Source organism: Paenibacillus sp. CR_12, assembly GCF_041953985.1.
In the GTDB taxonomy this organism is placed as follows: domain Bacteria; phylum Bacillota; class Bacilli; order Paenibacillales; family Paenibacillaceae; genus Paenibacillus_AQ; species Paenibacillus_AQ lautus_A.
In genome coordinates this window covers 172906-197478 of sequence record NZ_JAVFHO010000006.1, presented here as the reverse complement: position 1 = coordinate 197478, position 24573 = coordinate 172906, and the positions used below count along the sequence as shown (strand labels likewise).

Annotated in this window: 19 protein-coding genes; 9 read left to right on the top strand and 10 right to left on the bottom strand. The window is 54.0% G+C overall.

Annotated features, from left to right (window positions below):
- Positions 1-3: 3 nt before the first annotated feature.
- The 5 genes from RB297_RS22530 (at position 4) to RB297_RS22510 (ending at position 8015) form a co-directional block, all read left to right on the top strand.
- Positions 4-765 carry an alpha/beta hydrolase gene (locus tag RB297_RS22530; protein ID WP_375121494.1) on the top strand — a complete coding sequence of 254 codons (762 nt, stop codon included), beginning with the start codon at positions 4-6 and terminating at the stop codon, positions 763-765.
- A 198-nt stretch (positions 766-963) separates the two neighbouring features.
- On the top strand, positions 964-3129 hold the full coding sequence (locus RB297_RS22525) for a glycoside hydrolase family 3 N-terminal domain-containing protein (RefSeq protein WP_375121493.1): 2166 nt from the start codon (positions 964-966) through the stop codon (positions 3127-3129).
- Between the two features lie 41 nt (positions 3130-3170).
- Positions 3171-6548 (top strand): GH36-type glycosyl hydrolase domain-containing protein, encoded by a 3378-nt coding sequence (locus RB297_RS22520; RefSeq protein WP_375121492.1) that lies wholly within the window; start codon positions 3171-3173, stop codon positions 6546-6548.
- An 82-nt stretch (positions 6549-6630) separates the two neighbouring features.
- Complete coding sequence (locus RB297_RS22515) at positions 6631-7128, top strand: GNAT family N-acetyltransferase (protein ID WP_015737774.1); 498 nt, start codon at positions 6631-6633, stop codon at positions 7126-7128.
- Positions 7129-7355: 227 nt separating this feature from the next.
- Positions 7356-8015, top strand: a complete 660-nt coding sequence (locus RB297_RS22510; RefSeq protein ID WP_096775838.1) for an MOSC domain-containing protein — start codon at positions 7356-7358, stop codon at positions 8013-8015.
- 159 nt (positions 8016-8174) lie between these two features.
- Here the strand turns inward: RB297_RS22510 and RB297_RS22505 are convergent, their stop codons facing one another.
- Positions 8175-8723: a GNAT family N-acetyltransferase gene (locus RB297_RS22505; RefSeq protein WP_009594522.1), complete on the bottom strand. Its 549-nt coding sequence runs from the start codon at positions 8721-8723 to the stop codon at positions 8175-8177.
- 48 nt (positions 8724-8771) lie between these two features.
- On the bottom strand, positions 8772-9026 hold the full coding sequence (locus RB297_RS22500) for a DUF2164 domain-containing protein (protein ID WP_036662061.1): 255 nt from the start codon (positions 9024-9026) through the stop codon (positions 8772-8774).
- 273 nt (positions 9027-9299) lie between these two features.
- Here RB297_RS22500 and RB297_RS22495 point away from each other — a divergent pair, with 273 nt between their 5' ends.
- Positions 9300-11018, top strand: coding sequence for a glutamine--tRNA ligase/YqeY domain fusion protein (locus RB297_RS22495; protein ID WP_096775839.1), 1719 nt, complete (start codon positions 9300-9302; stop codon positions 11016-11018).
- Positions 11019-11181: 163 nt separating this feature from the next.
- On the opposite strand, the gene RB297_RS22490 is transcribed toward RB297_RS22495, so the two are convergent.
- Positions 11182-12417 carry an MFS transporter gene (locus RB297_RS22490; RefSeq protein ID WP_375121491.1) on the bottom strand — a complete coding sequence of 412 codons (1236 nt, stop codon included), beginning with the start codon at positions 12415-12417 and terminating at the stop codon, positions 11182-11184.
- A gap of 186 nt (positions 12418-12603) precedes the next feature.
- Between RB297_RS22490 and mobA the strand changes: the two genes are divergently transcribed.
- Positions 12604-13248 (top strand): molybdenum cofactor guanylyltransferase, encoded by a 645-nt coding sequence (gene mobA / locus RB297_RS22485; protein WP_096775893.1) that lies wholly within the window; start codon positions 12604-12606, stop codon positions 13246-13248.
- Between the two features lie 122 nt (positions 13249-13370).
- On the opposite strand, the gene moaA is transcribed toward mobA, so the two are convergent.
- Entirely contained in the window at positions 13371-14375 is a 1005-nt protein-coding gene (moaA, locus tag RB297_RS22480) for a GTP 3',8-cyclase MoaA (protein WP_096775840.1), read from the bottom strand.
- 343 nt (positions 14376-14718) lie between these two features.
- Between moaA and RB297_RS22475 the strand changes: the two genes are divergently transcribed.
- The gene (locus RB297_RS22475) at positions 14719-15396 is read left to right on the top strand and encodes a TorD/DmsD family molecular chaperone (RefSeq protein ID WP_096775841.1); all 678 of its coding nucleotides are present in this window, start codon (positions 14719-14721) and stop codon (positions 15394-15396) included.
- Positions 15397-15476: 80 nt separating this feature from the next.
- Here the strand turns inward: RB297_RS22475 and RB297_RS22470 are convergent, their stop codons facing one another.
- The 5 genes from RB297_RS22470 to RB297_RS22450 all read right to left on the bottom strand — a co-directional run bounded on the left by RB297_RS22470 (position 15477) and on the right by RB297_RS22450 (position 21178).
- Positions 15477-18695: an efflux RND transporter permease subunit gene (locus RB297_RS22470; protein WP_375121490.1), complete on the bottom strand. Its 3219-nt coding sequence runs from the start codon at positions 18693-18695 to the stop codon at positions 15477-15479.
- Positions 18696-18722: 27 nt separating this feature from the next.
- The gene (locus RB297_RS22465) at positions 18723-19676 is read right to left on the bottom strand and encodes a TetR/AcrR family transcriptional regulator (protein WP_375121489.1); all 954 of its coding nucleotides are present in this window, start codon (positions 19674-19676) and stop codon (positions 18723-18725) included.
- 152 nt (positions 19677-19828) lie between these two features.
- The gene (locus RB297_RS22460) at positions 19829-20143 is read right to left on the bottom strand and encodes a DMT family transporter (RefSeq protein ID WP_009594524.1); all 315 of its coding nucleotides are present in this window, start codon (positions 20141-20143) and stop codon (positions 19829-19831) included.
- Positions 20143-20484 carry a DMT family transporter gene (locus RB297_RS22455; protein ID WP_096775844.1) on the bottom strand — a complete coding sequence of 114 codons (342 nt, stop codon included), beginning with the start codon at positions 20482-20484 and terminating at the stop codon, positions 20143-20145. Before RB297_RS22455 ends, RB297_RS22460 begins: the two co-directional genes overlap by 1 nt.
- Positions 20485-20581: 97 nt before the next feature.
- A complete protein-coding gene (locus RB297_RS22450) occupies positions 20582-21178 on the bottom strand; it encodes a TetR/AcrR family transcriptional regulator (protein WP_090909877.1) in 597 nt (198 codons plus the stop codon).
- Between the two features lie 201 nt (positions 21179-21379).
- On the opposite strand from RB297_RS22450, the gene cls reads away from it, so the two are divergent.
- Positions 21380-22882 (top strand): cardiolipin synthase, encoded by a 1503-nt coding sequence (gene cls / locus RB297_RS22445; protein ID WP_036662074.1) that lies wholly within the window; start codon positions 21380-21382, stop codon positions 22880-22882.
- A 67-nt stretch (positions 22883-22949) separates the two neighbouring features.
- Here the strand turns inward: cls and RB297_RS22440 are convergent, their stop codons facing one another.
- Positions 22950-24479 (bottom strand): phospholipase D family protein, encoded by a 1530-nt coding sequence (locus RB297_RS22440; RefSeq protein WP_375121614.1) that lies wholly within the window; start codon positions 24477-24479, stop codon positions 22950-22952.
- Positions 24480-24573 lie beyond the last annotated feature (94 nt).

The following is a 24573-nucleotide window of genomic DNA, read 5'->3' as shown; positions in this document are numbered from 1 at the left end:
AACTTGGCATGGATCACGTGTGATTTTTATTCCGAAACACTACAGCTGTCTACCGGCATCGAGGTTTTTATACCGCAAGCCGCGCTGATGCCATACGGTTCTTCTTCGAAGCTGCCGGTGCTTTATTTGCTTCACGGCCGAGGCGCGGACCAGACCGAATGGATGCGCAGATCGTCCATCGAGCGGTACGCCGAGGATAAAGGCATCACAATCGTGATGCCGGGAGTCGGACGAAGCTATTATATGGACATGGCCAACGGTCCGTCTTACTTTACCTTCCTGAGCGAGGAGCTTCCGCAGCTGGTTCAGTCGTTCTTTCCGGTGTCCGGACGCAGGGAAGATACCTTTGTCGCCGGAATTTCCATGGGCGGGTATGGCGCATTTAAGCTGGCCATGAGTTATCCGGAGCGTTATGCGGCCGGCGCAAGCCTGTCGGGAGGGCTGGATCTCGCCAGCCGGGCTGCGGGACCGGGCTTCCAGGAGCACGAAATCCGTACCCTGTTCGGAAGCGTCGACCGACTGCGGGGAAGCCGGGACGACTTGCTGTATTTAGCTTCGGAATTCGCGGCATACGGGGGTAACAAACCGATGCTGTATCAGTGCTGCGGAACGGAAGACTTTTTATATCATGATAACCAAACGTTTAGACGATATGCGGACAGTCTGGGGATTCCGATGACATACGAGGAAGAACCGGGCGGACATGAATGGGGATATTGGGACCGTAAAATTCAGCGTGTGCTGGATTGGCTGCCACTGCCCTGATTTTTTCGTCCGTTTTTATTGAAACGTTTCGATTATGTCACAGACACGGGCTGATTTTCTCGCTTTTTAAACAATGGATGTATAGGTAGAAAATCCTGCTAAGTATAAGGTTTTATGAATATATTTCATGGTTTGAGCAAAAATCAAAACGTTTCGAATTGACTAGATCGTGAAGGTTAAGACATAGGAGGATGGGAAATGGCAGATCAACAACTGACTTCTCTGGTCGAGCAGATGACGCTGGAGGAAAAAATTGCGCAGCTTATACAACTGGCCGTCCCTTTTTTCGAAGGAGCTCAAGAATCGGGGCAAATTACAGGACCGATGGAGTCGCTGGGCATCACCGATGAGATCGTAAGCAATGCAGGCTCGGTGCTGGGCTTGGCGGGGGCGGAGGAAGTGATAGCCGTCCAAGAAGCGCATATGCGCAAAAATCGATTAAAAATTCCGCTGCTCATGATGGCCGATATCGTACACGGCTTCAAAACGATCTTCCCGGTGCCGCTGGCCATGGGAAGCTCGTGGGACCCTGTCCTTGCGGAGCGGAGCGCAGAAATCGCCGCGCGCGAAGCAGCGGTATCCGGCCTCCACGTGACATTTGCGCCGATGGTGGACCTTGTGCGCGATCCGCGCTGGGGACGCGTGATGGAGTCGACCGGGGAAGATCCCTATCTGAACAGTGAATTTGCAAGAGCGTTTGTAAGAGGTTTTCAAGGCGACGATTTGAGCGGCGATGTAAACCGGCTGGCTGCGTGCGTGAAGCACTTTGCCGCCTATGGAGCCGGTGAAGGCGGCCGTGATTACAACACGGTGGACATGTCCGAGCGCCAGCTTCGGGAGTATTACTTGCCTGCGTACAAGGCCGCGCTGGATGAGGGAGCCTTGATGGTCATGACCGCCTTTAATACCGTAGATGGCATACCGGCCACAGGCAATAAGCGGTTGATGCGCGATTTGCTGCGTCGCGAATGGGGATTTGACGGTGTGTTGATTTCCGACTGGGGAGCGGTCAAAGAGCTGATCCCTCACGGAGTTGCCGAGGATGAGGCAGAAGCAGCGTTAAGAGCTATCGAGGCTGGCGTGGACATCGAGATGATGACCTCCAGCTACGTGCATCATTTGCCGCAAATGGTACGCGATGGACGGGTGGATGAGAGCCTGATCGATGAAGCGGTGCTGCGTATTCTGTCATTGAAAAAGCGGCTTGGACTGTTCGAGCGTCCTGTGCGGGGAGCCGACCCGCAAGCCGAACGGGAGATCGTGTTTTGCGAGGAGCACCGTCAGGCGGCCCGTGAAGCCGCCGCGAAATCCTGCGTGCTCCTGAAGAACGACTCCCTGCTGCCGCTGAGAGGCGGGCAGCGCGTAGCCTTGATCGGCCCGTTCGCTGCCAGCGGCGACATACTCGGCCCCTGGTCCTGGACAGGCTCTAAAGAAGATGCCGTCACGCTGGAGCAGGGACTGCGGTCCAAGCTGCCTTCCGGCGCGCTGACGGTGGCCGAGGGCTGCAGCGTGAGCGCTATGACCGGTCATCAGCTGGAAGAGGCGATGGAGACCGCGAAGCAAGCCGACGTGATCGTGCTGGCGCTGGGCGAGGATTCCGAGATGAGCGGCGAAGCCGGCAGCCGCGGGTTTATCACGCTGCCGCAGCCGCAGCTCGAATTGATCCGCCATTTGAAAACGCTGGGGAAGCCGATGGCAGCCGTCTTGTTCAACGGCCGCCCGCTGGATTTGCACGGCGTGCTGGATGAGTCCGATGCCGTGCTGGAAGCCTGGTTCCCGGGAAGCGAAGGCGGGGCGGCCATCGCTTCGCTGCTGACGGGCGAGATCAATCCTTCCGGCCGTCTCAGCATGTCGTTCCCTTATTCCGTCGGACAGGTGCCGGTCTATTACAACCATTATAATACCGGGCGGCCGAAGGGTGCGCCGGATGCGCAGGTGCGCTATGTATCGCAGTATTTGGACATTCCGAATGAGCCGCTGCTGCCCTTTGGATTCGGCCTAAGCTATACCGAATTCGAATACGGAAACATGGAGCTTTCAGCGGAAGAGATGTCTTCGGAACAGCCGCTTGAGATCAAAGTATCTGTCACGAATGCCGGCGATATGGCCGGGGAAGAAGTCGTCCAGCTGTACGTCCGCGACTGTTCCGGCGAGGTCGTCAGACCGGTCCGGGAACTGAAGGCCTTCCGCAAGGTGCTGCTGCAGCCGGGAGAACGGCAGGAAATCGCCTTTACCCTGACCGAAGAACAGCTGCGTTATCACCATTCGGACCTGTCCTTCACGAGCGATGCCGGCGAGTTCGACCTCATGGTCGGAAGGAATAGCCGGGACACGGAGATCAGACGTTTTCGGCTTCTGAAATAACGCGGACCAACATCATTTATGCAGAATAGGAAGTGAAACTTGTGACAGCCAATCATGTAATGAACGATGCGAAAGTTGTACTCCAGGCGGGAGAATTGACGTTTACCTTTTTGCCAAGCGGGGATCTTTATCAAGCTGCTTACGGCACGACGATGATCAATCAACTGCTCTCCAATTCGATTGACGGCGCCCTCAACAATTTGTTTCTGAGAATCCATACCGAAGACGGCATCGAGGCCGTTCCCATGCTCGGGGTGCATTCCCGAAGCGTGGTCACTCATGCGGATAACCGGATGATGTGGGAAGGCAGTGTCAAGGGAGTGGCCTATACGATACGGTTTACCCCGACGGATGCCGGTGCGTGGTTTTGGGACATCGAGCTCCAAGGGGAAGGAATACAAGCCGACGTCGTTTATGGTCAGGATATCGGGATTGCCCTTCCAGGCGCCGTTCGAAACAATGAAGCGTACTTGTCCCAATACATCGACCATGCCGTGTTCCGTCAGGAAGATCGGGGTTATGTCGTGTGCTCCCGCCAAAATCAGCCGCAGGGTGGCGTCTTCCCTTATCTTCAGCAGGGATCGCTGACATCGTCGGTCGGGTATGCCACGGACGGCTTTCAGTTCTTCGGTCTTTCCTATAAAGAGACGAATCAGGCGGAGGCTTTATCCAAGGAGAACCTTCCGAATGAGGTATATCAATACGAGTTTGCCTATACGGCTCTGCAGTCCCCTCGCGTAACGTTGAACGGCCAGTCCCGGTTCGTATTCTACGGTTTGTTTAAGGAGGATCATCCGGATGCCGTCACTGCGCTCGAATACCAGGAGGAGCTCCAGGCCGCCTGGCAGCAGGCGGAAGCACGCCGTTTGACCAGTACGGGCAATAAGCTGCCGCAGATGGAACGTTCCGACAGCTTCGGAGAACCTCTGAAGACCGTGCCGCTGACGGCGGACGAACTGAACGCGCTGTATCCTGCACGCCGCCAAGAGGAGCGAAACGGGGAGGCGCTGCTCTCGTTCTTCACCGACACCTATGAGCATATCGTTTTGAGGGAGAAGGAGCTTCGCGTGGAGCGTCCGCACGGCCATATCTTGATGAGCGGCAACAACGTCAAGCTGGGCAGCCCGGTCATCACGACCACCTCCTACATGTATGGCGTGTTTAATTCCCAGCTGGTCACGGGGAACACGAACTTTAACAAAATGATGAGTCATGCGCGGAACGCGCTGAACGTGCCCAAGACTTCCGGACAGCGGATCTATGTCGAGATGGACGGACAGTACCGCCTCTTGACGATGCCGTCCGTATTCGAGATCGGCTTTAACTATGTACGATGGTATTATAAAACCGAAAACGACAAACTGATCATCACGAATTTCACGTCCGCCACAGCACCGGAGGTTACGCTTCAGGTCCGTTCCGAAAGCGGAAGAGCCTACCGTTATCTGGTGACCATGCAGATGACGATGGATGTCAACGAATATGAAGTGCCGTATCATGTGGTTCAGGAAGACGGCGTCCTCACGTTCCGTGCCGATTCGGCTTCGCTGAGCGCGTCCGTGTACAAGGATCTGCATTACCGGCTTGGCGTGACGGGAGCCGATATGAAGGTGACGGACGAAACCTGTCTGGCAAGCAACGTCGCGCCAGGGAGCGCTTCCTTAACGGTGCTTGAGCTCGCCGAGAGTGCCGAGTGGGCCATGACGGTGCAAGGCAGCCTTGATGCAGCGGATGCTCCAATCGAGGCGCGGAGTGCGGATGAGGAAATTGCAAACTACCGTTCGTTTTACGCATCCGTTATGAACGGGTTCCATCTGAGCTTGAACAACGGGCAGGATGACGACCTATTCAAAGTCAATGCGCTTGCCTGGTGGTATACGCACAACATGCTCGTTCATTATTCGGTGCCGCACGGGTTGGAACAGTACGGCGGTGCGGCGTGGGGAACGCGCGATGTATGCCAGGGACCCGTGGAATATTTCATGGCCACGCATAAATACGAGCAGGTCCGTGATATCCTGCTTGAGGTGTATTCCCACCAATATGAGGATGACGGAAACTGGCCGCAGTGGTTCATGTTTGATAAGTATGCCCATATCCAGCAGGAAGAGAGCCATGGCGACATCATCGTATGGCCGCTGAAGGTGCTGGGCGATTATTTGGCCGTGACCAACGATTACAGCATCCTGGAGTCGGCCGTTCCTTACACAAGAAAGCACAGCTTCGATTTTACGGAGCGGACGTACACCGTGCTTGAACATGTGAAGAAACAAATAGCCTATATTCAGGAGCATTTCCTTCATGGTACCCATCTGTCTTCTTATGGTGACGGGGACTGGGACGATACGCTGCAGCCGGCTAATGCCCAGCTGAAGCAGTTCATGGTCAGCAGCTGGACGGTCGCCTTGACGTATCAGACATTGAACCAGTTCTCCCGCGTCATGGAAAGCGTGGATCAAGAAATGTCGGGTGCGATGGGGGAACTCGCGGAAGGAATTCAGCGGGATTTCAATACCTATATCCTGAACTCCGAAGTCATTCCGGGCTTTGTCTATATGGAGAGCAAGGAGCAGAGCAGATTCCTGCTGCATCCGTTCGATGAGGAGACGGGAATCCAGTACCGCCTGCTCCCGATGACGCGCAGCATGATCAGCGAGCTGCTGACCCCCGAGCAGGCGGCCAGCCATTATGAAATTATCCGGGAGCAGCTGTTCTGTCCCGACGGCGTAAGGCTGATGAACCGCCCGGCGGTATATGCCGGCGGCGTCAGCACCCACTTTAAGCGGGCGGAGCAGGCGGCGAATTTCGGCCGGGAGGTTGGCTTGCAATATGTGCATGCGCATATTCGCTTTGTCGAGGCCATGGCCAAGCTCGGCAAGAGCAGCGAGGTTTGGAGCGGGCTTGAGCGCATCAACCCGATCGGCATCTCCGAAGTGGTGCCGAATGCGGAGCTGCGCCAGAGCAATGCATATTTCAGCAGCTCGGACGGAAAGTTCAACACGCGCTACGAAGCCCAGGAATCGTTTGATGCGCTGCGCAGCGGAGACATACCTGTCAAAGGGGGATGGCGGATTTATTCCAGCGGTCCGGGGATCTACATGAACCAGCTGATCTCCAATGCGCTCGGCATCCGCGAAGCGGGAGGCGACCTGGTGATCGACCCGGTTCTGCCGAAGGCGCTGGATGGCTTGGAGTTCCAATTCAACTATGCCGGCGTTCCGGTAACATTCGTTTATCATATGGATGGCGCCGAGCGGACCCGTGTCACGATTAACGGGCAGGATGTATCCGCGAATACGGTCCAGAACCGCTACCGCACGGGAGGCGTTCGCATCTCGGGCGAAGATTTCAAGCGGTTGACCGGAAATGACGAACAAGGCTGCGTCGTGGATATTTACGGCGGCGTTCATGAACAATAAATCGTAACCCGTGAAACTCGTCTGCAGGAACCGAACCGGTCTGTTATAATGGAGGGAATGGTTATCGAAGCGAGGGATGTCGATGAAGACCCGTCAAGAGACAGTGACGATCCGGTTCTCGGAAATGAAGGATGCCGCTGCGCTTATGGAACTCGACGAACTGGTATGGGATCGCAATACGGCCCCGGAGCCCCTGAAATGGAGCTCGCGGGACCATTATCTTCTGCAGTGCCCGCCAGGCACGCAGCTTGTTGCGCTGCACGAGGGGGAGCTGTGCGGTTACGTCGGCTTCCGTTCGCCCACAGGCCTTAACAGCAATCGCCATGTGCTCGAGCTGAACATCGCGGTCCACCCTGCCCATCAGCGGCAGGGCATCGGACAGCGGCTGATCGAGGCGGCGAAGGATATGGCGCGGGTGGAAGGCATTGCGAAGCTGAGGCTGCGGGTGCTGTCCAGCAACCCGGGCGCGCTCTCCTTTTACAGAAACTGCGGGTTTAAGGAAGAGGGGCGGCTGATTCGGGAGTTCTACGTGGATGGACGTTACGTTGATGATATTTTAATGTGTTATTTCTTATCATGATTCCCCTCAGGATATCGCCCTGGTCCGGTTCACGGATGCAAAAGAGATGAGATCATAGGGTTGAACAGTCCGGCGGCTTTGCCGGGCTGTTCGTATGATTAGGTCAACCAGAGAGTTCTGGTTGGCCTTTTTGTTTTTGGGGTCCTCCCACTGAAACGGCTTCTGGACAAGGGCATACCCGATTGCATATAGTAGATGAAAAGAAAGATAGCGGAGGTTGTTTTTCCATGACCATGGGCATTGTATCGCTGAACGTTGGAAAGCCTGTAACGGTGGATTACCAGGGGAAGGACCTGTCTACCGGAATTTATAAGCAGCCTGTGGAAGGTCCCCTGTTCCTAAGTTCATTGAATTTCGAAGGGGACGGCCAAGCCGATCTCATCAATCACGGCGGCTTGGATAAGGCGGTGTGCGCGTACCCTTCGGAGCATTATCCGTACTGGGAACGGTCCTTGTGCAAACCGATGCCGTATGCCGCATTCGGCGAAAATCTGACGCTGCGAGGGCTGCTGGAGGATGAAGTCTGCATTGGAGATGTATACCGGATAGGGGGGGCGGTGCTGCAGGTCAGCCAGCCCCGATATCCCTGCTTTAAGCTGTCGCAAAAGCATGGCGTCAAGGACATGCCGGCAAGGGTGCTGAACACGGGTTACAGCGGTTTTTATTTCCGCGTGCTCGAGGAAGGAAGCATCAGCGCAGACTCCCCCGTTACCCGGCTTGATTCCCAAGCTTCCGGCATCACGGTGCTGGAAGTGCTTCGCATGATGAAGGACGGGCGAAAGGATGAACAAGGGCTTGAGCGCATGCTGGAGATCGACGAACTCGCCTCAAGCTTGAAGTCGCAATTCGGGACATGGCTGGCGACCCTTCGAAGCCGTCAGGATTGAAGTCGCGCGGACTCTTGCCAAGCTCTAAGCCAAGGTTAGCCCGCGTTCTAGAACACATACGGACAACAAAAACGGCTTGCGTCCTTTTGGTAGGATACAAGCCGTTTTCTTATTGGGATGATAGAAAATGCCAGTACCGGCGAAGCTAAACCGTATGCGTTACCTCATCCGCTTCCATTCGCTCTGAATCATGCCGTAGACCGCATGGTTGACATAGCCTTGGGGCAGCTTCTCGGCTTCCCGTATGACTCCCTCAAGGACAAAGCCCAGACGTTCCGGAATCGCCCGGCTGCGATGGTTAGCCGTTGCGCATCGAATCTCCACCCGGTTCAGGCCCATGCGCATCAGCGCGTGATCCGTGAACGCGCGGCACGCGCTTGTCATCAGGCCTTGCCCCGTAAAATGCTGATCCAGCCAGTAGCCGATGCCGACCGAGCGGTTGTTCCAATCGATCTCGTGAAACGAGATCGTGCCCGCCAGCTCCTCGCGCACCCAGATGCCTGCCGAGAAGCCGCCATTGTCGGCTGCTTGCTTCATGGCACCCTTGATATAGTTGAGGGTATCGTTAACCTCGGTGACGGCATCCACCCACGGAAGCCACTTGCGGAGACGGTCACGCGACCGGTCGGTAATCTCGAACATCGCCCGTGCATGTTCGATGGCAAGCGGGCGCAATTCAACATGATCGTCCAATGTATATCCAAACATACGGTATCTCCTTTGTTCTCCATTGCGAAGTATAAAGTATATGTACCTCTAACGAGTTCGCTTCACTTTTTGCTCCAATGCGTAAATATCTTCTTCCAGGGAAATCATGCGCTGATTGACAACCGTTCGGCAGTCGCTGAGCGCTTGATTGTATAGATGAGGCCCCAAGGTCTCCACGAAAAAATCAAGAACACTCTCCGCGGCCAGATTTCCGAGGGTTTCGCCGCGTTCCGTTTCAAAGTATTCCTGCACCAATTCAATCAGCTGTTCGCGCTGTTCCTTTGGAAATTTGCTGGGCTTCATAAGATGATCGCCGGCCTCCTTCAACTGTTTTTCTCTCCATGCTACCCTATTAAAAAGCCCCCGTCAAAATGATTTTCGCCGCTATATCCGGCTAAGGGAGGAGCCTCTGCAAACAGGTTGAGGACTTGTAGTTATTGCCTGCCGGCCCCCCTGTCCCAAGTCGCGGGCTTACTGCGCGGGAGTGCCGAATTCCTTGAACAATCGCGTCATTACAGGTATATTTAAGAGAAACACGTTTATACAGGAGATAGACAGAAATTACAGGACGAAAGGTTGATCAACGTGGAGAACCATCGGGGCACCCCCTCCAATTTCATAAAGAATGTTATTACCGAAGACCTGAAGTCCGGTAAAGTCAAGGAGATCGTTACCCGTTTCCCGCCGGAGCCGAACGGTTACCTGCATATTGGACATGCCAAGGCCATTTGGATCAATTTTACGCTGGCCGATGAATTCGGCGGACGGACACACTTGCGGTTTGATGACACGAACCCGGTGAAGGAAGACATCGAGTACGTGAACTCCATCAAGGAAGACGTGAAGTGGCTTGGCTTCGATTGGGAAGAGCTGCGGTTCGCGTCCGATTATTTTGAAGAGATGTACAATCGCGCGGTGCTGTTGATTAAGAAAGGGAAGGCTTACGTGGACGACCAGTCCGCCGACCAAATCCGCGAAACGCGCGGAACCTTGACCGAGCCTGGACAGAACAGTCCATACCGGGACCGCAGCGTGGAAGAGAACCTGGATCTGTTCGAGCGGATGCGCAAAGGGGAATTCGCCAACGGCGAACGCGTGCTGCGCGCCAAGATCGATATGGCTTCCCCGAATATCAATCTGCGGGATCCGGTCATCTACCGGATCTCCCACGCGCATCATCACAATACAGGGGATAAGTGGTGCATCTATCCGATGTATGCTTTTGCCCATCCGTTGGAGGATGCCATCGAAGGGGTTACGCATTCCCTGTGCTCCCTGGAGTTTGAAGATCAGCGCCCGTTCTATGATTGGGTCGTGGCGGAATGCGAGATGGACAGCACGCCGCGTCAGTACGAATTCGGGCGTCTGAACGTGGCGCAGACGGTCACCAGCAAACGCAAGCTGAAGCAGCTCGTGGACGAGAACATCGTAGACGGCTGGGACGACCCTCGCATGCCGACGATCTCCGGACTTCGCCGTCTGGGCTATACGCCGGAAGCCATTCGCAATTTCGTGTTCGAGACGGGAATTTCGAAGGCATACGGCACGGTGGACCGCCAAGTAATGGAGCACTTTATCCGTGAAGACCTGAAGCTGAAGGCGCCTCGCACCATGGCCGTGCTGGACCCGCTGAAGGTGGTCATTACGAACTACCCTGAAGGTCAGGTCGAATGGCTGGATGCCGAGAACAACACGGAGAATCCGGAGATGGGGATCCGCCAGATTCCGTTCTCGCGCGAGATTTACATCGAGCAAGAGGATTTCATGGAAGATCCGCCGAGCAAATATTTCCGCTTGTTCCCGGGCAATGAGGTCCGGTTGAAGCATGCGTATTTCATCAAGTGCAATGACGTGATCAAAGACGAGAACGGCAAGGTCGTCGAGATTCACTGCACATACGATCCGGAGACGAAGAGCGGCAGCGGCTTTACCGGACGCAAGGTGAAAGGGACGATTCACTGGGTGGAGGCCACGCAGGCCGTGCCTGCCGAATTCCGTCTGTTCGAGCCGCTGTTCAAGGACGAAGACGAAGAAGCGGAATTGGTGCACGAGGTTGCAGGCGAAGCGGAGGAGGCAGCTGCCGAGAAGTCCTTCTTGGACGACATCAATCCGAATTCGCTGCAAATCGTGCAAGGCTTCGTGGAGCCGAATATGAAGGATGTTGCGCCGCAGGACAAGTTCCAGTTCTTCCGCCACGGATATTTCAACGTCGACTCGAAGTATTCGCAGCCAGGACGTCCGGTATTTAACCGCGTGGTTTCCCTGAAGAGCTCGTTCCAGCTTCCGAAGAACTAAACAAGCCAGAGAATAAAAAAGGCACGGGTAGGCGCTGATCAGGTCGACCTGGCCCCTAAACGTAAACAAGACTCGAAGATTCCGTTCCAGGATTCATTCGAGTCTTGTTATATTTACGGTGATATCATCTTGTAATTAAAATCGTACGGGAGATAACTGCGCGCTAACTCGCAGCGTACTCCTCGATCTCGTCGTCTTCGGGATCGTCCGGGTGCAGCGGCTGGTATCCGTGCTTCCGGAGGTTGTACCACATCCAGCCAAAGCCGATGGCACCCACGATGGCAAGCAGCGTACCGGTCCGGTACATGGCCTGCGCCCCGAAGTTCTGGAACATCCAGCCGCCGGCAAGGCCGCCGATGACACCGGATATGCCGCTCCAGCTTAAGGTATAGATCGCTTGGCCGGAGGCGCGGTACGGCGTCGGAACAAACAGCATCGTCAGCTGAACGCCGACATAGAAGTAGCCGCCGAAGGTAACGCAGTGCAGCAGCTGGATGAAGGCGACCTCCAGCGGGCTGTTGGCTTCGGCCATAAGCAGCCAGCGGAGCGCGAAGAGCAGGCTGACAATCGTCAGGCAGCCGACCAGGACGTTGATTTTCCGTTTCAGGAAGCGGTCAAACAGAATGAAGATCAGCACTTCGAATATCGATGAGAAGAAGATGGCGAGGCCGACCGTCTGCTTGGTCCCGCCCAGCTCCAGAATGTATAGGGACATAAAGGTATTGTTCGCCGTGTTCGGGATGGATACCATGATGCCTAACAGGATGAACCAGACGAAATAGGAGTTCAGGAACAGCCTGCTGAGCCCCCTGAGGCTGACCGATGCCGATGCCGCCGTTTTCTGAATGGAGGGCAGCGTAAACATGAACACGGCCGCCACCAGCAGCATGATCGAGAACACGATGGCGATGCGTCCCGACCCGAGCCGGTCGATGACAGGCCCGGCAGCGATGGCCGTCAGCGCCCATCCGAGCGAGCCCCACAGCCGGAACGAGCCGAACTTTTGCTGGGTTCCATCAATATAGGTCAGAATCAGCGAATTCGTCTGCGAGAACATCGGCGTCTGGAAAAAATAAAAGAAAATCATCGTCATGTATATCATTGCATAGGTATTCGCCTGAAAAACAAGCTGAACCAGCAGCAGCGTACCGGTCATCATGATCAGCAGCACGCGTTTGATGTTGGCCGCCCGGTCACTCCAGAATCCCCAGAACGGATTGGCGAAGATGGACACAAATGGCGCAATCGCCATCAGGCTGCCGATTTCGATTTTGCTCATGCCGATATCTTGCAAATACAACTGGAAGAAACCGGTGAAGATGACCATGGTTCCGTAAATGAAGAAGTTGAACAGCTTGAGCGATGTCAGCGAAGGTTGAGCATTGTCCATATTCCGCAAGTAGGTCATTCCTTTCAAACCGAATACAATCCATAATCGCGGTATAAGAAAAAAGCCGCTTTCCTTTCAATGTATCACGCATTGAAAAGGGATACAAACCATCTTTTAAATGATTTTCCATTATTCTGGATATTAACCTATAAACTGAATCCGATTTTTTATAACGAAGAAAGGCTGGTGGAACATATGAGCGTTCACTCCCAAGATGTTCGTCTGCCATCGGGTCAAGTGACGGGCATCGCCCTTGCTGGAGGAGCCTCCCGGAGAATGGGGAGAAACAAGGCGCTGCTGCCCATGGAGGGGATGAGTTTGATTGAACGGACGGTCCACGCGCTGGACAAAGTCAGCGGAAGGGTGATCCTGTCTGCCAATGACCCGGAACCTTATCAATTCCTCGGCTTGGAATGCGTCCCCGACCTTTATGTCGGACAAGGTCCGATGGCGGGCCTTCACGCCGCCCTGAAGTCTTCCCGGAGCACATGGAATCTGGTCGCAGCTTGCGATATGCCTTATATCCACGAGCGGTTTCTCCAGGGGCTGCTGGATCTGGCGTACAAGCAGGACACGGCGGAGGCCGTAATCCCGGTCGTGGAAGGAAGGATGCACCCGCTGCTGGCAGCGTATCGCAGAGAGACCGCGGAAAGCCTTGAGCGCAGGCTGATCCGGGGGCAGCTCCGCATGGTGGAGTGGGTGCAGGAGCTGAATGCCGTCTTTGCGAATGAGGAGGAATTAGCGGAGGTTACCGGCCTTGATCCGCGCCGAATCTTATTTAACATGAATACGCCCGTGGATTACGAGGCCGCAGGCGGTCTGCTGAATACGGAAGAATGATCGTCCCTGCACGCATCCTATAAAAATAGCCCCGCCATTCGAATGCTTGGCGGGGCTTTCTAGTATATAAAGGCGGTTTGCTTTGGTTATGCTGATTCTGCTCTCATGCGCTGAGCAAAAGCTCATCCGCCGATCTGCGACATGCGCCGGGCCGTAGGAGTATGGCTTTGGGCCTTTTTCTCCAGCGCGAGCGCCATTTCATGGTTCAGCGGCTTGGCGCCGAGCGCTTTGCGGAACAGGTTCGCCACCGCCGAAGGGTCATCGATGACGCGGCGCACGTTAAATTCGTCCGACCAATATAGGCAAGCCTTGATATGGCCGTCGGCCGTCAGCCTGAGCCGGTTGCAGGAATCGCAGAAATGATCGCTGACCGGATGGATCAAACCGAACGTTCCCGTTGCTCCAACCACCTTCATATTGCGCGAAGGACCGTTGCCGGAAGGGCCCTGCTCTTCTTGAATGGCCCAGCCGGCCTCTTGGCACACTTCGGCTACTCGGCTCAGCGGCAGGTACGAATCCCGCCAGGTATCGGATGCTTGGCCGATCGGCATGTATTCAATAAAGCGGACATGAAGGGGACGATCAAGCGTCAGGGCGATAAAGTCGCGAATCTCGTCCTCATTGAAGCCCTTCATTAACACCATGTTCAGCTTGATCGGATTCAGGCCGGCTTCATAGGCGGCTTCAATGCCTTCCAGCACTTTATGCACCCGGCCGCCGCGCGTGATGCGAGCGTAACGCTCTTCCTGGAGCGAATCCAAGCTGATGTTGATGCGGGTGAGTCCCGCTTCCTTCAGCAGGCGGGCCTTGGAAGGGAGCATGATCCCGTTGGTGGTGAGGGATATATCTTGAATTCCTTCAATGGAAGCAATTAGATGGACCAAGGTTTCCAGATCCTTGCGCACAAGCGGCTCGCCGCCGGTAAGGCGTACTTTGGAGACGCCCATGGGGGCCAGAACGCGCATGATCGCGGCGATCTCTTCATAGCTCATTATCTGATCGTGAGGTTGGAATTCCATCCCTTCTTCCGGCATACAATATACACAACGAAGATTGCACCGATCCGTCACCGAGATTCGAATATAATCATGGACACGACCGAAGGAATCTTTAAGCGGTTCGATCATGGAAATCCCCCTTTTACTAGCGTGCATGGTCACATTGTAGCCATTCCCCGAACAGGAGTCAATGCATTGTAAGGGTCATGTCAGCCGGACAAGCCGCACGCATAAGTTCAAGGATTTGTGAGAAGCATCACAGAAAACGCTTTCTAAATCCTGTATATTGAACCTGTGGACCAAAGCTTTCTCCCCTTGAAAGCGAGTAGTGACATTCTAGATTTCCGAAAGTTTCCTGATTTTTCCGAAATTTTCGGAAATCATTTCAAACTGCTTTCATTAGACGTTCATCTAAGATATACTGTCAAGGATATCACATCCAACAAGAAAGGTTACCAATAGGAGGTTCGATATGGCGATATCACCTGTTCAAACTTTGGAGGTGCCTGACGTCTGTCACAGGTGGCTTGAAAACCGGGGGACGGTCTACGAGCTGCTGATTGATTTTTTGGGCAATTGGCCCAGCTTGTCTATGATTGCGGAATGGAGCCGCGGGAGCGGAATTAGCAAGGCGGCGGAGTGTTCGAAGGCCGGTACGGACCTGATGAAATATTTATGCGGACGCTCGCCTGAGGAATTGGTTCGGATTTGCGAATATGAGAGGGCGGAATACCGCCGGCTGCTTCAGCAGTCCAAACCTCGCCAGGCCGCGGAATCCCATTATACGAAGGATGGATGCGCTCAGGATTTGGCCGAGTGTTATGCATCCGCCGGTGTTGCCTTTAATAAACTGCATGGCGAAGCGGACGATCATATAGCCATTGAACTGGAATTTATGACGCTGCTTCATGACCGTATGCTGAACAATACGTATTGTGAAGATAGCATGTTGCAATTAATGGAGGTACAAGAGAAGTTTCTGGAGGAGCATCTGTTGTCATGGGTGCCATCCCTCTGCAAGGATTTGAAGGGGTCCACGCAAAGTCCGCTATACCAGTCGTTATTCAGCCTGTTGGAGGAATTCCTCGCGCAGGATCTGAACATGCTGAAGACCTGGAAGCATTCCAAGGAAGCCATGCTGGTGCATTAGCGCCAGAATCATATCATCATCAAACACAACAACGCCCCGGTCTCCTTGAATTAGGAGGGCCGGGGCGTTTGGTGTTCTAATTAATCTTCGATTCTTTTCTTGCTGAACTTCATCAGGAACTCGTATACGATCGGTACAACCACGAGCGTCAGCAGCGTGGAACTGATCAGACCGCCGATAACCGTGATGCCGAGTCCTTTCGAGATAATGCCTGCGCTGCTCTCCCAGCCGAATACGAGAGGCAGGAGCGCGCCGATGGTTGCCAGTGCCGTCATCAGAATCGGACGAAGACGGGTAGCGCCGGCTTCGAGCAGGGCTTCGCGCGTGCTCATTCCTTCGCGTTCCATATGGATCACGCGGTCGATCAACACGATCGCGTTCGTCACAACGATACCGATCAGCATGAGCACGCCCATCAGTGCAGACACGTTCAGTGTTTCGCCCGTGACGAGCAGGCCTATGATAGCGCCGATGACAATGAACGGCAGCGAGAACAGGATGGCGAATGGAGCGAGTCCCCCGCCAAACGTAACCACGAGTACAAAGTATACGATAGCGATGGCCGCCAGCATCGCAAGCCCGAGCTGTCCGAAGGTTTCGTTAATTTGCTCGGTGACGCCTCCGAATTGGACGGACACGCCGTCTGGAAGCTCAAGCTTGTTCACTTCGGTCTCCAGGTTGGTCGAAGCCGAGCCTACGTCACTGGACAGGATGTCGGCTGTGACACTCACAACCATTTTACCGTCGATGCGCGTAATGGAATCCGGCGTGGTTCCTTTTTCCACCTTGGCCACATCCTTGATCGGCACTTCGATGCCAAGCGGAGAGGTCACGGTTTCGTTCTCGATTTCCTTAATGCTCTTGTAGGTTTTGCTGTCCGCTTCAATATAAACATTGTAGGTTTTGCCTTCGATCTTGACTTCGGTCAAGACCGGACGTTCCCGTACCGGGGCCAGCTTCATGGCCAGCTGTCCGGCCGTCAGGCCCAGTGAGCTGAGCTTCTCTTGATCGGCTACCAGCGTGTACTGCTCAAACGCTTCGGACAAGCTGGTTTCCGCATTTTCAAACGTCGCGGTATCCTTGTTCGCAAGCTCTGCGATTTGATCGGCCACCGGCTTGATCTGCTCCAGCGAGTCGCCGAAGACGTTCACCGTCAGCTGGCTGCCGCCAAAGCCGCCGGCTGCCATGTCCATGTTGGACCAAGTGCCGTCCGGCACTTCCTTGGCAAGATCTTCGATGAGCGTCTTTTTGACGTCTTCGAAGTTTTTCGTGTCCGGATCATACATAACGTAGAACAATCCTGAATTGGCGGAGCCCATGCCCAGCGGATTGCTTCCGCCGATGGAGTATTGCATCGATTGCACGCCTGGTTGATCCAGGATCAGCTTCTCGGCTTTTAAGGCTCGATCCTCAACATCCTCCAGCATTACGCCAGGCTCAGGTGAATAGGTGACCATCGCGTATTTGTCTTCCTGTTCCGGAATAAAGCTTACGCCCAGGTACTTGGTCAAGAACAAGCTTCCAACGAGCAGCACGATGGCTGCCAGGAAGGTAATCGCTTTGTGATTCAAGGTCCATTTCAAGATGGAGCGATAGCCGCGGGCCATGGCACCCGGCTTCTCTTCATGATCATGTGTGTTCTTCAAGCCTTTGCGGAACAGGCTGTGCGCCATGGCAGGTACGAGCGTAATCGCCACGACCAGGGAAGCAAGCAGGGCAAAGACCATCGTCAATGCAAACGGCATGAACAGCTCTCCTACCATGCCGCTGACCAATGTAAGCGGCAGGAATACCGCGATGGTCACGATGGTGGAGGACATGATCGGCACAAACATTTCGCGCGTAGCGGCGCTGATGAGCTCTCGGCCCTTCAATTTCTCGGTCGAGAGGGACATGCGCCGGTAAATATTCTCGATAACCACGATGGAGTCATCGACAACCCGGCCGATGGCAACGGTCATGGCACCGAGCGACATCATGTTCAAGGTGATATCCATTTGCTTCAGGCACAGAACCGCAATCAGCAAGGACAGCGGGATCGAAATGATCGAAATAATCGTCGAACGGATGTTGCGCAGGAAGACCATAATGATCAGAACGGCGAACAACGCACCGAATAATGCCTTGGAAAGCATCGTATGGACAGAGTCCTCAATCGGCTTGCCTTGGTCCAGCATGATCGTCAGATCCATGCCAGGATACAGGCCTCTCAATTCTTCGGCCTTGTCTTTGACCTGGTTCACGACGTCAACCGTGTTGGCATCGTTTGCTTTTACGATTTGAATACCGATCGATTCCTTCCCGTTGGTGCGGGAGATGGATTCCGAGGAGCCGATCACTTCAATTTTGGCAATCTCGCTCAGTTTGACGGTTGGAATGCCGGTTGGCATACCAGGAGCACTATTTTGTCCACCAGCGCCAGCACCAGCACCGCCAGCACCAGGCACGGCTTGCTGGCCGGCCCCTGCAGCATCGCCAGGCGGCTGTTGCTGCTGGCCTGCACCGGCATTCGGAGCACCGGCGCTGGCAGACGCATCCGCCCCGCCGCCACCCGGAATGACCGGAATGGCGATATTCTTCAGATCGTCGATGCCGATGATGCCGCCATCAACGGCAACGGCTTTTTGGGACTTTTCCATTTCGAACATGCCGAGCGGAGCGTACAGCGCCGAACCTTGCACGATACCTTTGACGGTATCCTCGGTCAGGCCAAGCTCGCTCATTTTGTCCTGGTTAAACTTAAGCTGTACCTCATTCACGAATTGGCCGGCTACCTGGATGGAAGCAACCCCGTCCAAATCCTCCAGCTCGGGAACGATGTCATTCTCCGTGATGCGGGTCAATTCATCCAATTCCATGTTGTCTTTGTTAGCAATGCTTAACGAGACAACCGGCATGGAGCTCATGCTGAATTTGGATATGGTAGGTTTCTGGGCGTCGTCAGGCAGCTTTACCTCGTTGATGGCTTCGCGAACAGCCGCCGTAGCGTTGTCCAGATCACTACCATAATCAAACTCAACCATGACATTCGCTGCGTTCTCCATGGAAGTGGAGGTTACGGTTTTGACGCCGTCGATATTGCGGAGTCTCGTCTCGAGCGGTTTGGTTACATCCTCCACAACGCCTTCGGGAGATGCACCAGGATAGATGGCGGTGACACTCAAGAACGGAACGTTAATATCCGGAATGGTTTCTTGCTTCATCGTCAGTCCGCCGTACAATCCACCGAAGCTGACGATGATGGTCAGCAGCCAGATCGCAAACTTGTTGCGCAGCGAGAAATTGATAATTCCTTTCATTAGGCGATTCTCTCTCCTCTCCAAACTCTATGTCTCTAATTTGAACGAATTCCCCTGCATCATGCCGCCGGGCGTAAGATAGCTTTCAAGCACAGTCGAAATGGTGCCTTTGAGCTCGGTATACAATGCTTCGATTTCCTCGATCCCCTCCAAGTTAGCAAGCATTCCTTTCAGAACGGCCCGGCTGGGCTGGAGGCCAAGCAGCTCTTTCTCCATAATATTGAGGGATTCCATCGCATCTTCCCGCTCTTCCGGCTCGGCCTGAACCTTCTTCAGCTCGCTTTTCATTGCCTTAATGACGATCAGTGGATGGCGCTGTTTGGGAACGTCGGTCTGGCATAATTGGCCCAATTGGCCAACCGCCTCCATCGGGATCAGCGGCTCCGGACGTCTGCGAAGTATGCTGGCTACGATATCATCGAGCAGCTGGATCTGGTGATCAGCGGTGATTGCCACATTCAAATGGAATCCCGGCATGAACAGGAAACGGATATACGCGCCCAGCATGCTGCCCATAAACATGGCGATCTCCATCGTATACGGCTCAACGTCCGGTCCATAGATGCTTTTGAGCTTATTGTTAAACCACTGCAACGCAGCGAGCATCTCCTGCCGCATGTTTTCCTTGTCAAAAGGCGGTTTTCCCGGCATCTGATCATGGATTTGCTTCAGGAGAAATTCCCGGATCTCCAGAAAATGGATCAGAAGCACTTCCGTCTGTTTACGCAGCTGTTCCTTAGGCGCTAGCATCGGATCGTGGTCGACCCGGAGAATCTCGTCTTTGATCCGGCCTGCGATATGCTCGTAAATGCTCTTTTCCAATTCCTCTTTGGACTTGAAATGAAGATAGAGGCTGCCTTTCGACATCCCGCATACTTCGGCGATTTCCTGCATGGAGGTAACCGAAGAGCCCTTCGCGGAAAACAGCTGCATCGCAGTGATGAGAATTTGCTGTCGTTTTTCTGCCGTTTTATCAGCCAATCAATAGCTCACCTCGCTTGAGAACTTATCGGTTCTTAGATTGACCATAAGGTCAAGAAATATTATATATGAAAAAGAACGACCGTTTCAACTTTACTACGGTCGTCCTTTTCGTTAGGTTCTGAAAACTTGCGATTTTTCTTGAAAAAATATTAGCTGATCAATTTCAGGCCCACGGCCGAGCACAGGATCATGGCGATAAACAGCACTCTCCGCCATTCCTTGGGCTCCCCGAACAGAAACATGCCGGTCAGGGCCCCGCCGGCCGTCCCGATACCCGTCCAGATCGCATAAGCGGTCCCCATGGGCAGCTCGGTCATGGCGTAGGAGAGGAGGGAGAAGCTGGCGGCGAATGATAAGGCCAAAATCAGTACATAACGCCAGCCTTTGCGATCCGACACGCCTTTGATGCCGATGACGCCGCCGATTTCGAATAATCCGGCGAATATAAGCGCAATCCAAGCCATTATTTACTCACCTCCGGTTCGGCGTGATCAGCGGTAACAAGCTTAAGGCCGATGACGCCGGCAAGCAGCACGCAGATCAGAAGCACCTTGACCAGTTTAAACGGCTCTCCGAAGAACAGCATTTCGGACGCGACCGTTCCGGCGGTGCCGATCCCCGTAAAGACGGCATATACGGTTCCGACCGGCAACCGTTTGGCCGCCTCGATAATAAGATAGAAGCTCGCTGCGATGGCGGCCAAGGTCCCAAGCCATTCCCAGATGTTGGCGGAATGCTTCAACCCCATCACCCATATGATTTCAACCAATCCAGCCAGCAGCACGTAACCCCAGTTGCGATTCATTATGTTTGTCACTCCTTTTATGAAAAGAACGGTAACCTTACATTACAAATTCTTTCGACTACAACTTCCTGCTTAGGATGCGTCATTCCATCAGGATTTAACTCTTGTGGTTATATCTTTGCTTCGTTACCCCTAACCAATACACAGGCCAAGCAGCTGCAAGGCGTCTTGAGGCCCGTTCTTCCCCGCCGTACACGGTTTCCAGATGGATCCCGTCCACCAAGGTCATAAAGGCTATCGCCGCATTGCGCGGATGACGGATGATGCGGCCCTGCTCCGGGCAGCCCGCGGCAAGCAGCTTCGACAGGTTCTGCTCCTGTTGATCCAGCAGCGGATACACCATCGCCATCACTTCGTCATACAGCGTGCTAGGCGGGAAGAAGGCCATCCGCATGAAGAACTGGACCTCGTCATCCATTTGATAAGCTTGGAGACGATTCTCAAGAAATCCGTGCAGCTGCTGCTCCAGCGGCCAATCGGAATGGTCAAGGAAATAGGCTACCATCATTTCCTCCTGACGATGGAATACGTCCTGGAGCACTTGCAGAAACAAATCCTTCTTACTCGAAAAATGGGCGTATATCGACGGTTTCTTGATACCGCAATCGTCGGCGATATGTTTTAGCGATGCCCCTTCGTAACCGTTTTTGGCAAAGTGGGCAAGAGCGGACTGTTTAATGTCGGCGGCACTCATTGAATCCCTCCTAACTAACGATCGTTAGTTATATTTCTATCAAATGGCGTCAGCATTGTCAATCTCTTTTTTCTGGGACATCGGGCACTTGCCGGCCCAAGGAGAACAGTCTTTAGTTCCTGGGGGAGATCATGTAGAATATGTGTGACCAGCATCGTGCATACAGAGACAGAAACGATGAAGAACAAGGGGTAAATGGATATGAGAAAGGGAATAGAGGCTGTACTGATCACCGCGCTATTGTTCGCGTTTTATTATTTTGGCATGCATTATTTCGGGAAGACGACAGGGACGGTTATAGGGATATTCTCTACGCTGACCGTCGTATCCATCGGGTTCATGATTTTTATGGAGAATCGCCATCCTTCCAGCACCATGGCCTGGATCCTGCTGCTGGCGCTTGTCCCCATCGTCGGGCTCGTCTTTTATTTTTTGTTCGGACAGAACTATTTCAAACGGAGAAAATACGATAAAAAGGCGAGGAAGGACGGCCTGGTATACACCAGCGAGGTCCTGCGCAAGAACACACCCGACGTCTCCTGCTTCAAGCCGGAAGTGCAGCAGCTGCTTCAGCTGTCCACCCGGCTTGCGCGCACGCCGATATCGTTCTCAAGCGACACGAAGGTGCTGACCGATGGGGAAGAGACCTTTGCTGCATTGATTGCGGAGCTGGAGCAAGCGGCGCACCATATTCATATGGAATATTACATTTACCGGCCGGATGCGATCGGAACGCAGATCCAGGAAATTTTGATACGGAAGGCGAGGCAAGGGATTGCCGTGCGATTTATGGTGGACGCCGTCGGCAGCCTGCAGCTGCCGCCTTCCTTCCTGCAGGAGATGCGGGATGCGGGCGTGCAGGTGGCCGTGTTCGGCAGTCCCAAGACGATCTTCTTCACGAGCCGCGTGAATTACCGCAATCATCGCAAAATCGTCGTGATCGACGGCAGCGTCGGGTTCGTTGGCGGCTTGAATGTGGGAGACGAGTATTTAAGCCGCAGCAAAGCATTCGGTTTCTGGCGCGACACCCATATGCTTGTCCGGGGAGAAGCGGTCCGTACGCTTCAGGTTGTATTTTTGCAGGATTGGCAGTATATGACGGGGGAGCAGCCGAACGAGCCGATCTATTACTCCCCGGATTTGCTGGAGAACCGCAGCGGCGCCGTACAGATTATCGCAAGCGGTCCGGATAATGAACGGAGAGCCCTCAAGAACATTTTTTTCTCCATGATTGTGTCGGCTCGTAAGTCGGTGTGGCTGGCTACGCCTTATTTTATACCGGATGAGGACATTCTTACCGCGCTCAGGGTTGCCGCCTTATCGGGTCTTGACGTGCGCATTCTGTTTCCGTCGAAGCCGGACAAGTGGCTGCCCTTCCTCGCGTCCCATTCCTATTTTCCGGCCCTGCTGGATGTTGGGGTAAGGGTCTATGAATACGAAAAAGGGTTCATGCACTCCAAGCTGCTGATCGTCGACGGCGAGGTGGCCACCATCGGAACGGCCAATATGGACATGCGGAGCTTCCATCTTAATTTTGAAGTCAACGCATTGCTCGTACACACGGACAGCGTAAGCAAGCTGGTATCCGATTTCGAGCATGACCTGGAATCCGCCATCGTGTACGACCGCCATCATACCCGCAAAAAGAGAATCATGACACGGCTGCTTGAATCCGCTGCCCGGCTGATGTCCCCCCTGTTGTAAACGCAGCGGAAGAAGCCGGGAACGGCCGCTTCCCTAAACCTGTTCGTTCCATCTATTTGTAAGAATTTTAAAAGGTAGTGAAGCCCAGGCTTTTTTGCAATTTAAACAGGATGTCCTTCATCCATGTGGTTTTTCCCAGATAAGCGTCGACGTCCAGACTGAACTGGGCATCTTCGTTGAACCATATCCGATGAAAGTAACGGTCCAAATCCCGGGTGAGTGGATGATTCTGAGGGGCGGCGATCCACAGATTGTTCTCCAAATTCAGATCGTCCAGGTTCCGCTTTGTGAAATTGGTTGACCCGCCGGTAATAATCGATTTGCCTGTCGGTTTGGCAATGTACATGAGCTTGGTATGATACTGTTCGGTGCCGGTGTTGTACCAGCGAATGGAGATTTTTCCTTTGGATTTCTGAATGAGCTCGGCGGCAGCCGGACGGTTGGGGATGCCGATTTTGTCCCGGCCGAAGGCGTTCTGGTTCGGATCCAGAATGAGACGGATGTCGACGCCTCGGTCCGAGGCTTGCAGAAGCCGTTCCATGACTTTACTGTCGGCCAGGTAGAACATCCCCATCCAGAGCGTGTCCCCGGGCTGCGACTGCTCAATGCCCTCCAGCACATATTTATAGATTTTTCCTTCCGTCAAATAACGAACATCGACGCCGTTTGGTTGACCTGAAGGCTGCACCGCCGGCTTGGAACCGGGCTCGTATTCCGGCAGCTTGATCGGGCTTGTAAGGTTAACGGCGGCTTGCTCCGCCGCAAGCATATCGCCGATGATGTCCCCGCTCGTTTCGAAGGCGATGTTCGAGTGGAAGGCGCTGGCGTCATGCATGTTGGCCGAAGTCACCAGCGCGGTGTTCTCGCTGATCACGACTTTGCGGTGATTGGCTTTCACGTTCAGCAGCTTCAGATAGGAGCGAACGGTAATATCGGGTGCTTCTGTTGCCATCAGATTGGGGAGCGTGCCTTTGCCGGACTGGCCGAACCACTGAATGAACGTGCGCCATACGGCGGAATAAGCGGGCGTGGAGTCCCGCAGCCGGTTGACATCAGTTACAATCACATGAATGCCTGCTGCCTTCATGGACTCGAACTCCGGCGGCGTATAGGAGCCGTACCCGGTATTCACTTCGTCGGTGATAAAGAAGATATCCATATCGGGATGGTTCTTCTTATGGGTAACGAGGCGACGGGCAAGCTCTTCGCTGACTTTCGGGAATGTTTGGTCCTTATGGGCATATCCGTTGAACAGAAACATATCGATCACCAGGAATTTTCGCGATTCGTCGATAATTTGGCCGATGCGCGGTCCGATTTCTTGATCGTGGACAGGCTGGCCGTCCGGTCCGGGATAGGTCAGGTCGATCCACATCTTCACGTCGCTCCGGTAGACCGGACTTTCATAGGAAATTCCATTCGGAAGAGGTTTATGAGTCTGATAGATCATCACGCCGATTAGCCATAGCATGAGAAGGACAAGACCCATGAATATTGTTTTTCGCATTCGGGAGCTTTTGGCATGAGGATTTTCTGGCAGGGGCTGCGTGCCTGGACCCGGTGCAGGTGGTTTAGCTGAATTACGGTTATGGAACATATGGCGGAAGTCCAAGATCGCCCATCCTCCTATCTTTTCTATTCGTAGGTCGTATAACGTTAATTAACATGAAAGTGCTGCCCTGACGCACTCC

Bases quoted from the DNA above. Each gene is read 5' to 3' on its own strand.
- RB297_RS22525 (WP_375121493.1), top strand. From the start codon at position 964: ATGGCAGATCAACAACTGACTTCTCTGGTCGAGCAGATGACGCTGGAG.
- RB297_RS22515 (WP_015737774.1), top strand. From the start codon at position 6,631: ATGAAGACCCGTCAAGAGACAGTGACGATCCGGTTCTCGGAAATGAAG.
- RB297_RS22510 (WP_096775838.1), top strand. From the start codon at position 7,356: ATGACCATGGGCATTGTATCGCTGAACGTTGGAAAGCCTGTAACGGTG.
- RB297_RS22505 (WP_009594522.1), bottom strand. From the start codon at position 8,723: ATGTTTGGATATACATTGGACGATCATGTTGAATTGCGCCCGCTTGCC.
- RB297_RS22500 (WP_036662061.1), bottom strand. From the start codon at position 9,026: ATGAAGCCCAGCAAATTTCCAAAGGAACAGCGCGAACAGCTGATTGAA.
- mobA (WP_096775893.1), top strand. From the start codon at position 12,604: ATGAGCGTTCACTCCCAAGATGTTCGTCTGCCATCGGGTCAAGTGACG.
- moaA (WP_096775840.1), bottom strand. From the start codon at position 14,375: ATGATCGAACCGCTTAAAGATTCCTTCGGTCGTGTCCATGATTATATT.
- RB297_RS22475 (WP_096775841.1), top strand. From the start codon at position 14,719: ATGGCGATATCACCTGTTCAAACTTTGGAGGTGCCTGACGTCTGTCAC.
- RB297_RS22470 (WP_375121490.1), bottom strand. From the start codon at position 18,695: ATGAAAGGAATTATCAATTTCTCGCTGCGCAACAAGTTTGCGATCTGG.
- RB297_RS22460 (WP_009594524.1), bottom strand. From the start codon at position 20,143: ATGGCTTGGATTGCGCTTATATTCGCCGGATTATTCGAAATCGGCGGC.
- RB297_RS22455 (WP_096775844.1), bottom strand. From the start codon at position 20,484: ATGAATCGCAACTGGGGTTACGTGCTGCTGGCTGGATTGGTTGAAATC.
- RB297_RS22450 (WP_090909877.1), bottom strand. From the start codon at position 21,178: ATGAGTGCCGCCGACATTAAACAGTCCGCTCTTGCCCACTTTGCCAAA.
- cls (WP_036662074.1), top strand. From the start codon at position 21,380: ATGAGAAAGGGAATAGAGGCTGTACTGATCACCGCGCTATTGTTCGCG.
- RB297_RS22440 (WP_375121614.1), bottom strand. From the start codon at position 24,479: ATGTTCCATAACCGTAATTCAGCTAAACCACCTGCACCGGGTCCAGGC.